Source organism: Photobacterium piscicola, from assembly GCF_046058925.1.
Classification (GTDB): domain Bacteria; phylum Pseudomonadota; class Gammaproteobacteria; order Enterobacterales; family Vibrionaceae; genus Photobacterium; species Photobacterium piscicola.
Window position 1 is genome coordinate 2,394,796 of sequence record NZ_CP175534.1, and the last position, 17,609, is coordinate 2,412,404.

The window sequence follows — 17,609 nt, forward strand, 5'->3', positions numbered from 1 at the left end:
AATATGTTTAGTTTTTCTGCTTTTTATCAACTTCTTGCTCAACATGAGACCTTGCGTCCATGGTTAAATACTCTGCCGCAACAATTAAGTGATTGGGAACAACAAGAACATGGTGATATGGCTCGTTGGGCACGTGCACTGCAAAAATTCCCTACTGATAAGCCTGATGTTATTGATCTTAAAAATGACGTTAGCCTACACAATGAGACCCCAATTGCTGACGGTGAGAAAAAACGTTTAGAAAGTCTATTACGTTTACTTCACCCGTGGCGTAAAGGCCCTTTCACTGTTCATGATATCCACATTGATACTGAATGGCGTTCTGACTGGAAATGGGATCGTGTACTACCACATATCACACCACTAAAAGGCCGCAGTGTATTAGATGTTGGTTGTGGTAATGGTTATCACATGTGGCGCATGCTAGGTGAAGGGGCAAAATTAACTGTTGGTATTGATCCTTCAAGCTTATTTTTGATCCAATTTGAAGCCATTAAACGCTTAATGGGTCAAGATGAGCGCGCGTATTTATTACCATTAGGTATTGAGCAATTACCTGAGCTAAAAGCGTTTGATACCGTGTTTAGCATGGGAGTGTTATATCACCGTCGTTCGCCTCTTGATCATATCCTCCAATTGAAAAATCAATTACGTGCCGGTGGTGAAGTTATTTTAGAGACTCTGGTCATTGATGGCGATGAAAATACTGTCCTTGTACCGACACACCGTTATGCACAAATGCATAATGTCTACTTTTTCCCCTCTGCCAAGGCATTAAAAGTGTGGATGGAAAAATGTGGCTTCGTTGATGTTCGTATTGTTGATGAGAATATCACTACTACAGACGAACAAAGATCAACCAATTGGATGACTAATAATTCCTTACCAGAATATTTAAATCAAGATGATAGTTCAAAAACTATCGAAGGATATCCAGCCCCAAGACGTGCAATCTTAGTCGGTAGGAATCCTGACTAACGACTGACAAAAGGGATGCTGTGCGCATCCCTTTTTTGATGTAAACTAATGTTGTTATTATATAAAACAGACGCACATAGGAGATATGATGCTTCGTCTTAGCGTATCATTAATTGCACTAGCGATACTTTCAGGATGTACCTCAAACGCAACGCTAGAGAAAAACCACCAACAAACTTTAGCCGCTCTCAATAATGTCGAAACCCACCTTGATAGCAAAATCAATAACGTTTCTACACATGTTGAAAACCAACAACAATATATTGGCCAACTTGAAAGAAAATTAGCATCTATCTCAAAAGATATAAAATTTCTTAAGCATAAGAGCCTAACTCAGCCTAAAGTCATTGTTGAAAAACAAATTATTCGTGTTCCAGTTGAACAGCCTGTTACTGATTCTAAGACTGCTAACGGTAAAGTGATTTTAGGACAAGAAGAATGGGTTTGGATTGACTCTGTTAAAAGCCATTTTAAAGCCCGTGTAGATACAGGTGCGACAACATCATCACTTAATGCGGTTGATGTACAAACATTTGAACGCGATGGTAAAGAGTGGGTACGTTTTAATTTAAGCCATGACTCTGCAATCGACACACCCGCTGAAATTGCAGCGAATGACAAAGCGAAACCAGAAACCATTGAAGCGCCTATTTTCCGTTGGGTACGTATTCGTCAGTCAACGTCTGAAGAAGCAGTGCGTCGTCCAGTGATCGAAGCATGGATTACATTAGGTAGCTTGCACGAAAAAACACAGTTTACATTAGCTGATAGAACAAAGATGGATTTCCCAGTTCTACTTGGGCGTGAATTCTTTAAAGATATTGCATTGGTTGATGTAGGTAAACAATTTGTACAAGGAAAGACTGAGCCAAAGCCAGTCCAAGTTAACAAATAAATCAAGAGGCTGTCATGACGTCTAGAATACCCTTTTATATACTGATATCCCTGCTGATAATTTCAGGTATTGGATTAAGCGTGTATCGCCATGATGTTTATGGTGTGCCATGGACTCCTGGAAAAGAACGCGCGGTATGGGAAGTAGAAGCACGAGTACAATTTGATGCAATCGGCGATCCCGTACAAGTAAAAATGTCAGCACCAGGAACACAACAAGGATTTACTCTTATTGATGAAAGCACTTCATCACCCCCTAATTATTCTGTTGTGATCCACAATACTAAAGACGGTCGTGAAGCTGATTGGGCAACACGTACAGCAATTGGTAAACAAGTGTTGTATTACAAAACACAATTATTAGTTGATGATCACGCACGCTATAAACCAGTGCCACCCAAAGGTGAACCCGCTGACGTTAGTTTAAGTAATCCACAACAAACAGCAGCAACAGCACTGTTAACTCAAGCGCGCAATTTATCTGCTGATGATGTGACATTAGCCCGTGAATTAATTCGCGAGTTACATGATAAGCAGAATCAAAATGCTGCCGTATTACTTGATACAATGTCACCAGCTGATGTTGTTACAAGCCTATTGTCACTAGAAGGTATTCACTCTCGCATTGTCAGTGGATTAACGCTTGAAGATGGTCGTCGTCGTCAAAGCGTATCACCGATGGTTGAAGTGTGGGATAAGCAACAGAAAAATTGGCAGTTATTTAATCTCACAACTGGCGAGCAAGGCAAACCTGAAAATGTGATGATTTGGAACCAACAAGGTAATGCATTACTTGACGTTGTTGGTGGCCGTAACTCAAATATCAGTTTCTCTATTATTGCTCAAGACATTACGCCACAACGTGCAACGCAAGAGAAAATTAAAGTTGAAGATCTTTTAAACTTCTCAATTCATAGTTTGCCTCTTGAAGAACAAGCAATGTTTAAAACCATCATGTTAGTGCCTATTGGCGCGTTAATTGTGGTGTTCTTGCGAATCATTGTGGGGCTAAAAACATCAGGTACATTCATGCCAGTGTTAATTGCGGTTGCCTTTGTGCAAACTCAGCTATTAACTGGTATTGTCGGTTTCCTATTGATTGTCGGTACAGGTTTGATCATTCGAAGTTACCTCTCGAAACTCAACCTACTTCTGGTCGCTCGAATATCCGCGGTGATAATTACCGTAATATTGATCATTTCAATATTCACTGTGGTAGCGTTTAAGATTGGTTTGATTGAAGGTCTAACAATTACCTTCTTCCCAATGATCATTTTGTCATGGACAATCGAGCGGATGTCGATTCTATGGGAAGAAGAAGGGGCGAAAGAAGTGTTTATTCAAGGTGGCGGTTCGCTGTTAACATCCGTGTTAATTTACCTTGCAATGACAACACCAATCATACGTCACTTAACATTTAACTTTATTGGCGTTCAATTTATTATCCTTGCAGCTATCTTAATTTTAGGTAACTACACCGGTTATCGCTTAAGTGAGCTTCGTCGCTTTAAGCCACTGACCGAGGACTAATATATGTCATTATTTTCACAGTTTACTTCACCAAAAAAACTGCGTGATCGTGGCATCATGGGAATGAACAAACGTAACCATAGCTATATCGGTCGTTATAATGATCGTAGCCGTTTTCCCCTTGTGGATGACAAGCTAAAAACCAAGTTCATTGCTCAACAAGCGGGAGCAACCGTTCCCGATTTGATTGGTGTTATCGATAGCCAAGCCGCTGTTAAACATATTCATCAGATGGTTAAAGACTGGCCTGGGTTTGTAATCAAACCCGCTCAAGGTTCAGGCGGTAAAGGTATCTTAGTGATTGTGAAGCACAAAGATGGAATTTATGTAAAACCATCAGGTGCCGAAATCAATCAACAAGATGTTGAACGCCACATTACCAATACCCTTGCCGGACTATTCTCGCTTGGTGGTAAAAATGATGTTGCGATGGTCGAAAACCTGATTCAATTTGATAATGTGTTTGATGGTTTTAGCTATGAAGGTGTACCTGATGTACGCGTGATCGTATTTAAAGGCTACCCAGTGATGGCAATGATGCGTTGTTCAACAGCAGCATCTGATGGCAAAGCTAACCTTCACCAAGGCGCTGTTGGAGTGGGAATTGATATTGCCTCAGGCAAAGCGATTCGAGCAGTCCAGTTTAACTTACCCGTTGAACGTCATCCCGACACTGAACGTTTATTAAGTGAGCTTAAAGTACCAGAGTGGAACAAGCTACTGGTACTTGCAGCCAGTGCATGGGAAATGACCGGTTTAGGCTACATTGGTACTGATATGGTATTAGATAAAGACAAAGGTCCGATGGTACTAGAGCTAAATGCTCGCCCTGGCCTCGCTATTCAAATTGCGAATGGTACGGGTTTATTACCACGTCTGCGTCATATTGAAGCTATGGGAGTCACGGCACACACACCAACGCCGGAAGAACGCGTGGCTTACTGTGCATATCAGTTTGGTGCTAAACCTGATTTCTAAACAATTATCAATGCGATAATATTATTAGCCCTGACATGTTCAGGGCTTTTTATTGCCTAAAATAAATCATTAAAGTTATTGTTTTTTATGTCGATAACCTTAATACCTTATTCAACATGGCTTGTTATTAATTACATGCAAACTCAATCACTTGATAATGTACAGCTTATTAATGAAATTCAACTCGGCACAAACCTTAACCATGCGGTTGAAGGTGGGCATCGCGCTGATTTTGCGTTAATGTTAGCGTTATTATCTTCTGATCTGCATGAGAACATTCCTGTTGATACCACCCCTATCGAAACACAATCATCACAGCAACTGCGAGCTTATTTTGAAATTCCAGCATCACAGCCCCTCACAGCAACAGCAGCTTGCTATCAACGCGCAGCTGAACAAGCACATGCTTTTCATCAAGCAAGTTTAACCAGCACCCGTTTACTCGCACAGTTACAGCCAACAGCTCTGTCCTACCCGCCACAACAAACAAAAGGTTTACCGGAAGATTTGTTTCATAACTTATCGACTCACGAACGTCGTAAGCTGCCACCAGTTGAACCAAAACCACTGCAAGCAACACCGCAAGATCTGTATTTAGCATTGATCAAATCTAAACGTATGAGTGAAATAAGCTGGGCTGCCTAAGCTAATATTTGCAGTTAGTCAAAGATAAAATATGCTATTTATGATGCAAAAATAATAACCATATTTGATCGTGATGTTGCTCATAATTTCTTCTTTATTATTATTAGTTTGCGAGCTTATTGACTAGTATTGATGATAGTAATGGCCTTAGATATAACTGCTATAATATTAATACCAATAAGGCTTTAAATAAGACGATTTAAACATTAAGGCTAGGAATATATGCATATCGGACAATCAGTCGCTATCATCACCGATGCTGGTAATCCTATTGGTAAAGCGGTGGCACTTCATTTCGCATCATTAGGGGCAACCTTGGCACTGGTCGATAATAATGAAATTGAACTAAAAAAAACCTTACAATCTTGTCAAAAAATCAGTGAGTCATCCGCAGCTTTTTACATAGAATACTATGATGAACCCAGCATTAGCACCCTCTTTCAGCAGGTCAGGAAGCGATTTGGAACAATTAATATTTTATTGAATACTTGGACAGGTGCAGAAATACCGCATTTATTATCACCGACCTCTATTAGTGATTTTAATAACACCATGCAAAAAAGCGCCGCCAGTTTTTTTATATTTGGTAAAATAGCCGCCGAATTTATGCAAAATCAACCTCATCAAAGTGTGATTATTAATTTAGCCTTAAGCCATGAGAACCATCATCCTCATACACCAACCACCAGTAAAACGGTTATCAGTGGCTTGACGCAAAGTTGGGCCAATGAACTGGCAGATTTTAATATTCGCGTTGGTGGAATTGTGCCAATTAACCTACAAGATAAACCCAATGAACAACAGGGTATTGTCAATGTTGCGATGCAAGACGAAATTGCACGTAATGTCGAATACATTGTGCGTAATGATTCGTTTAGTGGGCGAATGATAGAATCAGAAATGGGCGTCTAAACAGAATAAAATAATCATCTAATCAAGCTGGCTGAGTATGAATACTTGGCCTTTTCTATGTTTAGAGGTTGCGAGGTTGCGAGGTTGCGAGGTTGCGAGGTTGCGAGGTTGCGAGGTTGCGAGGTTGCGAGGTGAATTTTAAGCACTTATCAATGATGATGTAAATCCCCCCAAAACAAAAAGCCCGTCTATTGCTAGACGGGCTTTTTTATATTTTAGTCAGTAAGGATATTAAGCTTTTGCTTTTTTACCTTTTGCAGCAACTTGTGCTGGCTCTGATTTCTTAGCTACTGCTGTATCTTCAAACGTTTCGCCGTCAGCGTATACTTTACCGTAGTAAGAAGCGATTAATACTTCTTTAAGCTCTTTAATCAATGGGTAACGTGGGTTAGCACCTGTACATTGGTCATCGAACGCATCTTCAGCAATTGCATCAACTTTAGCCATAAACGCAGCTTCATCAACACCAGCAGCTTGAATTGACAATGGAATATCCAATGCAAGTTTAAGCTCTTCTAACCAACCAAGTAACGCATTAACTTTCGTTTCAGTATTACCTTCACGGAAGCCTAAATGCTCTGCAACTTCAGCGTAACGAGCACGTGCTTTAGGACGGTCGTACTGAGAGAACGCAGCTTGTTTAGTTGGGTTGTTAGTCGCATTAAAACGAACAGTATTCGAGATTAATAGCGCATTCGCAAGACCGTGTGGAATATGGAATTCAGCACCTAATTTATGTGCCATTGAGTGACACACACCTAGGAAAGACTGCGCAAAAGCCATACCAGCGATTGTTGCTGCATTGTGAACTTTCTCACGTGCAATTGGATCTTTCTTACCGTTAACGTAAGAACTTGGTAAGTACTCTTTAAGCATCTTAAGTGCTTGAAGAGCGTGACCATCTGAGTATTCGTTAGCAAGAACAGAAACGTAAGCTTCTAATGCGTGCGTTACTGCATCATAACCACCGAATGCACATAAAGACTTAGGCATATCCATTACAAGGTTAGCATCAACAACTGCCATGTTTGGCGTTAGTTCGTAATCTGCTAATGGGTATTTTTGACCCGTCTTTTCATCAGTTACAACAGCAAATGGTGTAACTTCAGAACCAGTACCAGAAGTCGTTGTGATACATACTAATTCAGCTTTTTGACCCATTTTAGGGAACTTGTAAATACGTTTACGGATATCCATAAAGCGCATTGATAGGTCTTCGAAATCAGTTTCTGGATGCTCGTACATTACCCACATGATTTTCGCAGCATCCATCGGTGAACCACCACCAACAGCTAAGATAACATCAGGTTGGTAACTTGCACATGCTTCAGCACCAGCTTTAACTACTGCTAATGTTGGATCTGCTTCTACTTCATGGAATACTTCAACTTCCATGCCTTTCTCTTTCAAGATTGAACGTAGGTCATCGATGTAACCGTTGTTGAATAAGAAACGGTCAGTTACGATTAGTGCACGTTTTTTACCTTCAAGATCAGTCATTGCGATTGGTAAACAGCCGCGACGGAAGTAGATAGATTTTGGTAGTTTATGCCACAACATATTTTCTGCTCGCTTAGCTACAATTTTCTTGTTGATAAGGTGCTTAGGACCTACGTTTTCAGAGATAGCATTACCACCCCAAGAACCACAACCTAGAGTTAGTGAAGGCGCTAATTCAAAGTTGTAAAGGTCACCAATACCACCTTGAGATGCAGGTGTATTCACAAGAATACGAGCAGTTTTCATTTTGTCACCGAAGTACGCAATACGCTCTTCGTTATTATCTTGGTCAGTGTAAAGAACTGATGTATGACCAACACCACCTATGTCTAAAATGATACCTGCTTGACGCACAGCATCTTCAAAGTCTTTCGCTTTAAATAGACCTAGAGTTGGTGATAGTTTTTCATGAGCAAATTCATCATCCCATGAAGCTTCTAAGCCTTCACCAATAAGAATTTTAGTTGCCTTAGGCACTTTAACATTTGCTAGCTCAGCGATTTTGTACGCTGGTTGGCCAACGATATTAGCGTTAAGTGCGCCATTGATAAGCAGTACTTTACGTACTTTATCTGCATCTTCTTTACTTAGAACAACCGCGCCGTATTCAGCAAAACGAGCTTTAACTTCATCGTAAATTGATTCAACAACGATTGCTGCTTGCTCAGAAGCACAGATAACACCGTTATCGAATGTTTTAGACATTAGGATAGAAGAAACAGCACGTTTGATATCAGCAGTTTCGTCGATAACTACAGGTGTATTACCTGCACCAACACCGATTGCAGGTTTACCTGAAGAGTAAGCTGCTTTAACCATGCCTGGACCACCAGTAGCAAGGATCATGTTAACATTATCATGCTTCATTAGTGCATTTGATAATTCAACAGAAGGTTGGTCAATCCAACCAATGATATCTTTTGGTGCGCCCGCTTTAATTGCTGCATCTAATACAACTTTCGCTGCGTAGTTAGTTGCATTTTTAGCGCGTGGGTGTGGTGAGAAAATACAACCGTTACGTGTTTTAAGACAGATTAGCGATTTAAAGATTGCTGTTGAAGTAGGGTTTGTCGTTGGAACGATTGCACAAACAATACCTACAGGTTCTGCGATAGTGATCGTGCCGCCTTCATCGTTACGATCGATAACGCCACACGTCAATTCATCTTTGTATTTATTGTAAATGAACTCAGAAGCAAAATGGTTTTTAATAACCTTGTCTTCCATGATACCCATGCCAGACTCTTCTGCAGCCATTTTTGCAAGCTCGATACGAGCAGTTGAAGCAGCTAGAGACGCAGCACGAAAGATTGTATCAACTTGTTCTTGTGAAAAGCTTGCAAATTCTTTTTGAGCCGCTTTAACACGTGCTACTAAAGCATCAAGTTCAGCTAAATTAGTTACAGGCATATTCTTTCTCCAAAAATAAAAACTATAAAATTCATTAAAAATCATTTAGTAAGAATATGCTGAAATCTTTTTACATAAGAGCGTTAAAATTCATTAACACTTTCAACAATACACATACTTAGTAAATTGCTTTCAAAACTGATTATAATTTTTCACACTGTAAAAGAAATTGATTTAGATCACCACACCATCAAAATGGTGAAATAATCATTAAAACATGAAATATAGTGTTTTTATCATACTTTTACATGCAATTTCATGAGCCTAACGGTTGATTTAACTAATATCTATCAAAACCATTTATTTCACAAGACGAAATATTACGTAATAAAAATACATTTACTAGCCCCTATCACGTCCAAATGTGACAGAAATCACGATTTATTACGTTAACTGCTCAATATTTGTTGCATATAATCCTGCTGAATAATTGATTCACTAAGCCTAATATACAAAATCACACTTTACATAATTTATCTGACATAAAATTATCCACGTCTGAAGTCGCATTAATTGGCTTTTATCGGTAGATGAAATAGTTCGCTTAGATTAAAATATGGCCGCAATGGTATTTTTCAACCATACATCCTTATAGAACACGGGCAGAGATAATGGTTATAAAGATCACATAATTTAGCTATCGTTTGATCTTTATTACCAATATGACAATAAAAACACATATTGTTTTTATTATTCTCGCCACAATAAATGAAGGTAATTTAATAGGTAATAACTATGCAGGCTTTTGATATAGCAATATTTTTACACTTTTTCGTTGGGCTTATTGCCACTGTCAACCCTGTAGGTATCATGCCTGTTTTTGTGTCACTTACTGGAGCAATGAGCCCAGAAGAGCGAAATAAAACCGCATTAACAACCAATGTTGCAGTTGTTATTATTTTAGTTGTCGCATTAATAGCTGGGCAACATTTACTGGATCTATTCAGTATTTCTATTGAGTCATTTCGTGTTGCAGGCGGTTTACTGCTACTCAGCATCGCATTTTCAATGATGAGCGGTAAAATCGGCGAAGTTAAACAGAACAAAGAAGAGAAATCAGAGTCCATCAGCCGGGAACAAGTGGGAGTCGTTCCGTTAGCGATGCCATTAATGGCCGGACCGGGTGCTATTAGCTCAACCATCGTATACGGCGCTCGCTACCCAGGCTTGACATCTACCGTGGGCATTGCAATCACGATTGCCATCTTTGCATTTTGTTGTTGGTTATTATTCCGCTCAGCCCCTTATATTGTGCGTTTTTTAGGTCAAACAGGCATTAACGTTATTACACGTATTATGGGTTTGATTCTAGCGGCTCTGGGTATTGAGTTTATAATCAACGGACTACGCGTGATGTTGCCAGGATTAAGCTAACTATTACTATCAACGATCTAAGCCTCAGCCTATTCATTCGCTGGGGCTTTTTTACCTCTGATAAATACTTAAGTCACTGCTGGGTTTTGATATACTAGATACTATTCAAGCCAATTAATAACACACCATAAACATTAAAATATTACGTTGGCGTCTTATCTGTTAATAAATACAATTAAATTATGACAAAACTAACACTCACTCCAAGACAGCGTCTCTATCAAATTATTTTCGGCACTTCTACCCGCTTAGGTCAATGGTTTGATATTGCTTTAATTATTGCCATTGTAAGTTCTGAAATAATTTTAATTATCTCATCAGTTGCAAGCATTGAATCGCAGTACTCCCATTTATTGGTTATTGCTGAATGGTCATTTACGATTCTATTCACTATTGAATACATTTTGCGCTTATATTGCTCTCCGCGTCCCCTTGCTTATATGCGTAGCTTCTATGGTGTGATTGACTTAATGGCGATTTTACCCGCTTATATTGCCTTTTTAATTCCAGGGTCGAACTACTTACTCATCATTCGCCTTATTCGTGTGTTACGTATTTTTCGCGTTCTCAAACTGGCAAGGTTTCTTCGTGATTCCAATATATTATTACGTTCACTTCGTCACGCCCAGCGTAAAATATTTGTCTTTTTTAGCTCAGTTTTAATTCTGGTAACAGTGTTTGGCTCGTTAATGTTCATTATTGAAGGTCCTGAAAATGGCTTTACCAGTATTCCCAAAAGTATTTATTGGGCAATTGTCACAATCACTACGGTTGGTTATGGCGATATTGTGCCGCATACCGTCATGGGTAAGGCATTAGCGTCATTAACCATGTTGTTGGGTTACTCCATTCTTGCGGTGCCTACGGGTATTATTACTGCAGAATTAAATCAAGAGATGAAGACCCATCGTGACCTTATTCGTTGCCCTAATTGTGCGACAAGTGGTCATGAAATGGAGGCTGAATATTGTAATAAATGTGGTACGAAATTACCTGAAACATTATAACGCCAATAAAAAGCCCGTACTAACACTGAGTACGGGCTGTTTACCATCAAAAATGATGTTTAAGTCATCGTGTGTAAATTAATGCTGTTGAGTGTGCTGTTGTAAGAAGTTAACCGCTTTATCTGGAAAATCAGTAAAAACACCATCAACCCCCGCTTGATTATAAAACACCTCTAACATGCCATCGTAATCTTTAACATAGGCTGGAATACGATCTTTATCCGCTCTAAAAGTATAAGGATGCACAACCATACCGTTCGCATGGGCATTTTTCACCATATCGGTGAGTTCAATGTGACCTAAAGTTGAACTGTCTTTCACTATCATCGGTTTCCACGGGCCAATACCATCAGCATATTGAGACAAGACTTTCATGCCATTTGGCTCAAACATCCAATCATAATTATAAGGATGTGCTTTACCTGCTTTGTCATACTCCATGGTCTCATTCCAATCTGTTTCCGCCATCAACTGTACTAAATTCAAATCCATGCCCATGGCTGGCATTAATTGATCATTAATACGTTTAAGCTCATTGAAATCAAACGTTTGTAAATAAACATTACTGTTTTTATCAATATAACCATATTGCTTTAGTACTGTTAATACCGCTTTACTGATGTCTTTGCCTTCATGGCGATGAAACCATGGCGCTTTAATTTCTGGATACAAGCCAATGTCATAACCCAAGGTTTTATTTAACCCCTGAATCATTTCAATTTCTTCTTGGAACGTTGGAACGGTAAAATGAGACTTCCAAATAGGGAACCGTTCAGAAAAACCTTGTACTTGCTTACCTTCCTTAATATCAAAGCCTTCTGTCACACTTAACTGTTTAATCTCTGCCAAGGTAAAATCAATCGCATAAAAACGACCATCTTTACGGGCTCGATTGGGAAAAACAGCAGCAACATTGGTCACCCGATCCAGATAATGGTCATGTAACACCACCAACTTATCATCTTTCGTCATTACCACATCTTGTTCGATATAATCTGGCTTCATCGCATAAGCAAGTGCCTTTGCTGGTAAGGTATGTTCAGGTAAATAACCTGATGCACCACGGTGGGCAATAACGACTTTATCAGTATTAGGTTGAGCAATAACATGCGTGGACAATACAGCGCAGCCAATCATTGTTGCTAGAATCATTTTTTTCATTATTATTCCTTTAATCACACATTGGTTCATATCGAACATGTAAATGCTCATTCGAAATAAATGATACGGATAATAAATGACAGTTTTGCGATCGAATGCGTATATAATGCTTTTTTCAGCTTAAATAATAACTTTAATTCTCAAATGGTGACTTTAATTCCAAAGTGGAATAAAGCTATTAAATATTCATCGTATCGACTTATTTATTTCATACTTTGCTTCTACCACGTCTATAACGTGATAAAAATCAAACAGTAATAGCAGTAATAGCAGTAAAAATCATATAAACAAGCTGACATTACGCCGATAACATAAAATAAAGATATAAAAAAACCGAGGCAGAATACCTCGGTTTGATAAACAACAGATTTAATTATTTACGACGCCAAGTTGTACCTTGTGCACCATCTTCTAAAATAATGCCCATCGCAAGTAACTTATCACGCGCATCATCAGCAGCAGCCCAATCTTTCGCAGCACGCGCATCTAAACGCTGTTGAATTAACCCTTCAATTTCAGCCACGTCATCTTCTTCACCTGCACCACCTTGTAAAAAAGTTTCAGGATCTTGAGATAATAAGCCTAAAATGTCAGCCAACTCTCGCATACGCGCACCTAACAAAGATGCAGCTGCAATATCATCCGTTTTAAGACGGTTGATCTCACGCGCCATATCAAACAATGTAGAATATGCTTCAGGCGTATTGAAATCATCATCCATCGCTTCTTTAAAACGAGCAACGAACTCTTCACCACCAGCAGCTTCTACTGATGTATCTAAGCCACGTAGTGACGTATATAAACGCTCAAGTGCTGAACGCGCTTGTTTAAGATTATCTTCACTGTAATTAAGCTGGCTACGGTAATGACCAGACATTAAGAAGTAACGTACAGTTTCAGGATCATAATGATTTAATACGTCGCGAATAGTGAAGAAATTACCTAATGATTTAGACATCTTTTCACGATCAACCATCACCATGCCACTGTGCATCCATGTATTCACATATTGACCATCGTGAGCACAGCATGATTGCGCAATTTCATTTTCGTGGTGAGGGAATTGTAAATCTGAGCCACCACCATGAATATCAAAATGATCGCCAAGAATAGATGAGTTCATCGCTGAACATTCAATATGCCAACCAGGGCGACCAAGGCCCCATGGTGATTCCCATGTTGGTTCACCAGGCTTCGACATTTTCCACAAAACAAAGTCTAACGGACTGCGTTTTGCCATATCGATATCAACGCGCGCACCCGCTTGAAGTTGATCAAGATCTTGCTTAGAAAGACGACCATAATCGTCATACTTGCTCACTTCAAACATTACATCGCCATTTGATGCAACATAAGCAAAGCCACGTTCAATTAAACGCTCACAAAGCGCAATAATTTCAGCAATAAATTGCGTCGCACGTGGTTCAACATCAGGACGTTTCATGCCTAAAGCATCAAAGTCAGCATGCATTTCACTAATTAGGCGTTCTGTTAATGATTCACAGCTTTCACCATTTTCAGCAGCACGCTTAATGATTTTGTCATCGATATCAGTAATGTTACGAACAAAAGTAAGATCGTAGCCTGAGTAACGCAAATAACGCGACACAACATCAAAAGAGACAAATGTACGACCATGTCCGATATGACATAAATCGTAGATCGTAACGCCACAAACGTACATACCGACTTTGCCAGGATGGATGGGTGTAAATACTTCTTTTTGTCGTGTGAGCGAATTATAGATCTTTAACATGTCTCAGCATTACTCATTAATTTCAAATTTGTCGTAATTACACCTTTTATAGCATTTGATCGCAAGGAAAATTCAAGGATGGATGCTATTTTAGCAATTAGTGCAGATTAAGCGGGTAATGTTTGTCTGACACGGCTAAGGTAAGTTAATATCCACGCTTAAAGAAAATACTCCATTAAAGGAAAAAATCATGATCACTCTTCACACAAATTTCGGTGACATCAAAATTAATCTTTTTGAAGATAAAGCACCGGTAACATGTGCTAACTTCCTACAATACTGCCGTGACGGTTTCTATAATGGCACTATTTTCCACCGCGTTATTGATGGTTTCATGGTTCAAGGCGGCGGCATGCTTCCTGGTATGGAAGAGAAAGAAACTCGCGCAACAATCAACAATGAAGCAAACAATGGCCTAAGCAACAAAACAGGCACATTAGCAATGGCGCGTACTAACGCACCACACTCTGCTAGCTCACAGTTCTTCATTAACGTAAAAGATAACAACTTCCTAGACTTCACTGGCGAAAACATGAGTGGCTGGGGCTACTGTGTATTTGCTGCTGTTGTTGAAGGCATGGATGTAGTAAACAAAATCAAAGCAGTAAAAACAGGCCGTAACGGTTACCACGACGACGTGCCTGTTGAAGACGTTATCATCGAAAACGTAACAATCGAAGACTAATACTTCGCAAAGGGCGGTCAATTACCGCCCTTTATTAATCTCTTATGACCACATTATTTATCTCAGATTTGCACTTAAGTGCTGAACGTCCTGACATTACCGCTTGTTTCTTACGCTTTATGGCCGAAGAAACCCACCATATCGATGCCTTGTATGTATTAGGGGATTTATTTGAAATGTGGATAGGCGATGATGAAGACTCCCCTTTCTTACAGCAAGTCAAGCATGCCTTCAAAATGCTGACTGATGCTGGTACACCGTGTTACTTTATTCATGGCAACCGTGACTTTTTAATTGGTAAACAATTTAGCCGTCAAACGGGAATAACCTTATTGCCTCAGCATACGGTGGTTGATCTATATGGTACACCAACCTTAATTTTACACGGTGATACGCTATGTATTGAAGATCAAGCCTACCAACGTTACCGTAAAAAAGTTCACAATCCTGTTATCCAATGGTTGTTTGCCCGATTACCATTATCATACCGAGTTAAAGTCGGGGATAAATTCCGCAGTAACAGTGGTAAGAATAATCAAACTAAAAGCCAATCGATTATGGATGTTACTCAAGTAGAAGTGGTACGGGTAATGCGCGATGCACATGTCACTCAAATGATTCATGGCCACACACATCGACCTGATATTCATGATCTTGATATTGATGGCATTCCTGCACAACGCATTGTTCTTGGTGATTGGTATGATCATGGCTCAGTGCTGGTATATCACCCCGATGGATATCAATTAGAAACACGCGATTTCAGTGCTTCTAACTCGAAATAATAAGTATAAAAAAAGGTACGACATGCGTACCTTTTTTATTGCTATAAAATCTCATACTGATCATTTATTAGCGTAATACTTATTGTGCTTTTACCACTGTAGGCATCACTTTTCTATCAGCAAGCCATGAGCGGTACATAGTGAACGAAGTATAAAACACCACGATACACACTAGCCACGATAACACATACATATTTAATGACTTCACTAAATATGCAGCAATGATCACCATTATCGGTCCAACAACGGCAACGGTTACCGTTGCGCGACTATTAAAACGATTATGGCGAATAAAGCTAGCTGATGAGAAAAAGCTTAAAAATGCACATGAACACATCATGACCGGAAAGGCCGCCAACGGATTCATCCCCAGAAGGTAAATCATTACCATACAGGGTGCATACAAACCAATACCCACCGTCATTAACGCGCCAAAAATAAAGTTACCAATAATTCCAATAGCCAATTTCCAGCCGCTTAAACCCAGGCTACTGCCACCTAATGGAAAGAGCTTTAATTGACCAGCAAGCATTAAGCCTGCCACAATTAACAAAGCAACACTCATTACGATGCGAATATGTTGCCGATCCCAACTAGAAACTAACCGCGCCCCCATTGTGGCACCAACGCAGGCTGCCGCCACCAAGCTTAATAATGTCACTGAATCAACAGCGACAGCAGTCATAAAAATAAATGACTGAAACACAGTGGGGAGTACTGATTGGCTATTCAGTGTTCCAGGTAATTGTTGATCATCAATAAGCTTAAACTGTTTATAACCTGAGGTCATAATGGCAAAACTGCCAATACCTAAAGTGTCACAAAAGTGCGCAAAGCCACCGATAATCGCAATCGGGATAATACGTGTATCAGCTTCCTGCTTGTGATTTCTTCGCCATGCTGCCAACAACATCACACAAAAGATACCACCACCAACAAGCAATCCCGCTTGTATCAAGGTAAATATGGACATAACTACTATTAAACAAAAAAGAGGGTTATTTGAGGAGCACAAAAGGTGCATTGCAAATGGCAATTATTCCAGCCGCAAATATTATGTACTTATACGCTATGAGTTACCATTGTTTTAGTCATTCCATCAATATATTGCGGTAAATATAAACACTGATTGCTAATTGAGATAATGAAAACGTAAACTACCCCTAATTTCTTTATTAAAATCGGCTTAAAAAAGATGTCAAAACACCATAATGAATGTCCTTGCGGCAGCCACAAACCGCTTGTTGAATGCTGTAAACCCATTCATCTTAATCATGCATTAGCAACCCATCCAGAACAGCTTATGCGTGCGCGTTACAGTGCTCATGTGCTGGGTTTAGTTGATTTTGTAATACAAACATATCACGCCAGTTGTGAAGCAGAACATCACCGTGAAGCCATTGCCGAGTCGATTAACCTTAAATGGCTAGGCCTAGAAGTTATTAGCAGTGAAATTGCGGCTGATGGTCAGGGTTTTGTTGAATTTAAAGCAGGTTATAAAGAAGCAGGTGAAGAATATATACTGCAAGAGCGTTCTCGATTTGTGCAAGAATCCATTAATGGTCAATGCTATTGGTTTTACATTGATGGTGAATACCCTCAGCTACCACCAAGCGAACAACCGCCAGCACCGAAGCCAATAACCGTTACTAAAACTGTTGGTCGTAATGATCCTTGTTCATGCGGTAGCGGTAAAAAATATAAAAAATGTTGTGGCTAATGCTAGCGTATTAACACCACTCATCAATAAAACTGAGTAAGGATGCTCAGTTTTATTGATGCATTATTTGTTGCGCCATTGAAAAAACACACTTAAATAATTTACATTTAAAGAATGCTATCCTCTATCTTTAATTTTAAAAGTAAAACAATCCATTATAGTTCATCACCTTACCAATAAAAATACTGCACCCCATCCCTTCAGCGCATCAATACAAACAATTAACATTTATTTTAACTTTTCGCTTAAATTATTGTTGCAAAAAACAACAGCC

15 protein-coding genes are annotated in these 17,609 nt (G+C 39.4%); 11 read left to right on the plus strand and 4 right to left on the minus strand.

The window, feature by feature from the left end:
- Positions 1 to 3 precede the first annotated feature (3 nt).
- From cmoB to ACJZU6_RS11380, 6 genes are all read left to right on the plus strand, one after another.
- Positions 4 to 978: a tRNA 5-methoxyuridine(34)/uridine 5-oxyacetic acid(34) synthase CmoB gene (cmoB, locus tag ACJZU6_RS11355; protein ID WP_408900287.1), complete on the plus strand. Its 975-nt coding sequence runs from the start codon at positions 4 to 6 to the stop codon at positions 976 to 978.
- 88 nt (positions 979 to 1,066) lie between these two features.
- Positions 1,067 to 1,873 carry an ATP-dependent zinc protease gene (locus ACJZU6_RS11360; RefSeq protein WP_080156804.1) on the plus strand — a complete coding sequence of 269 codons (807 nt, stop codon included), beginning with the start codon at positions 1,067 to 1,069 and terminating at the stop codon, positions 1,871 to 1,873.
- A gap of 14 nt (positions 1,874 to 1,887) precedes the next feature.
- The gene (locus ACJZU6_RS11365; protein WP_408900288.1) at positions 1,888 to 3,402 is read left to right on the plus strand and encodes an inactive transglutaminase family protein; all 1,515 of its coding nucleotides are present in this window, start codon (positions 1,888 to 1,890) and stop codon (positions 3,400 to 3,402) included.
- 3 nt (positions 3,403 to 3,405) lie between these two features.
- Positions 3,406 to 4,380: an alpha-L-glutamate ligase-like protein gene (locus ACJZU6_RS11370; protein ID WP_408900289.1), complete on the plus strand. Its 975-nt coding sequence runs from the start codon at positions 3,406 to 3,408 to the stop codon at positions 4,378 to 4,380.
- 87 nt (positions 4,381 to 4,467) lie between these two features.
- Positions 4,468 to 5,025, plus strand: a complete 558-nt coding sequence (locus tag ACJZU6_RS11375) for a VC2046/SO_2500 family protein (RefSeq protein ID WP_408900290.1) — start codon at positions 4,468 to 4,470, stop codon at positions 5,023 to 5,025.
- A 222-nt stretch (positions 5,026 to 5,247) separates the two neighbouring features.
- A complete protein-coding gene (locus ACJZU6_RS11380; RefSeq protein ID WP_408900291.1) occupies positions 5,248 to 5,937 on the plus strand; it encodes an SDR family oxidoreductase in 690 nt (229 codons plus the stop codon).
- A gap of 231 nt (positions 5,938 to 6,168) precedes the next feature.
- Here ACJZU6_RS11380 and adhE read toward each other — a convergent pair whose 3' ends face one another.
- Entirely contained in the window at positions 6,169 to 8,847 is a 2,679-nt protein-coding gene (adhE, locus tag ACJZU6_RS11385) for a bifunctional acetaldehyde-CoA/alcohol dehydrogenase (RefSeq protein ID WP_327770566.1), read from the minus strand.
- Positions 8,848 to 9,582: 735 nt separating this feature from the next.
- On the opposite strand from adhE, the gene ACJZU6_RS11390 reads away from it, so the two are divergent.
- Together ACJZU6_RS11390 and ACJZU6_RS11395 are read left to right on the plus strand one after the other, a co-directional pair.
- Entirely contained in the window at positions 9,583 to 10,221 is a 639-nt protein-coding gene (locus ACJZU6_RS11390; protein ID WP_080156809.1) for a YchE family NAAT transporter, read from the plus strand.
- Between the two features lie 182 nt (positions 10,222 to 10,403).
- Entirely contained in the window at positions 10,404 to 11,228 is an 825-nt protein-coding gene (locus ACJZU6_RS11395; protein ID WP_080156810.1) for an ion transporter, read from the plus strand.
- Positions 11,229 to 11,306: 78 nt separating this feature from the next.
- Here the strand turns inward: ACJZU6_RS11395 and glpQ are convergent, their stop codons facing one another.
- A complete protein-coding gene (gene glpQ / locus ACJZU6_RS11400; RefSeq protein ID WP_408900292.1) occupies positions 11,307 to 12,389 on the minus strand; it encodes a glycerophosphodiester phosphodiesterase in 1,083 nt (360 codons plus the stop codon).
- A 373-nt stretch (positions 12,390 to 12,762) separates the two neighbouring features.
- Complete coding sequence (gene cysS / locus ACJZU6_RS11405) at positions 12,763 to 14,145, minus strand: cysteine--tRNA ligase (RefSeq protein WP_408900293.1); 1,383 nt, start codon at positions 14,143 to 14,145, stop codon at positions 12,763 to 12,765.
- A 190-nt stretch (positions 14,146 to 14,335) separates the two neighbouring features.
- Between cysS and ACJZU6_RS11410 the strand changes: the two genes are divergently transcribed.
- A complete protein-coding gene (locus ACJZU6_RS11410) occupies positions 14,336 to 14,830 on the plus strand; it encodes a peptidylprolyl isomerase (protein ID WP_036795443.1) in 495 nt (164 codons plus the stop codon).
- Between the two features lie 44 nt (positions 14,831 to 14,874).
- Positions 14,875 to 15,615, plus strand: coding sequence for a UDP-2,3-diacylglucosamine diphosphatase (gene lpxH, locus ACJZU6_RS11415; RefSeq protein ID WP_408900294.1), 741 nt, complete (start codon positions 14,875 to 14,877; stop codon positions 15,613 to 15,615).
- Positions 15,616 to 15,694: 79 nt separating this feature from the next.
- Here the strand turns inward: lpxH and ACJZU6_RS11420 are convergent, their stop codons facing one another.
- Complete coding sequence (locus ACJZU6_RS11420) at positions 15,695 to 16,588, minus strand: sulfite exporter TauE/SafE family protein (RefSeq protein WP_408900295.1); 894 nt, start codon at positions 16,586 to 16,588, stop codon at positions 15,695 to 15,697.
- A 222-nt stretch (positions 16,589 to 16,810) separates the two neighbouring features.
- On the opposite strand from ACJZU6_RS11420, the gene ACJZU6_RS11425 reads away from it, so the two are divergent.
- Positions 16,811 to 17,335 (plus strand): YchJ family metal-binding protein, encoded by a 525-nt coding sequence (locus ACJZU6_RS11425; protein ID WP_408900296.1) that lies wholly within the window; start codon positions 16,811 to 16,813, stop codon positions 17,333 to 17,335.
- The last annotated feature ends 274 nt before the right edge of the window (positions 17,336 to 17,609 follow it).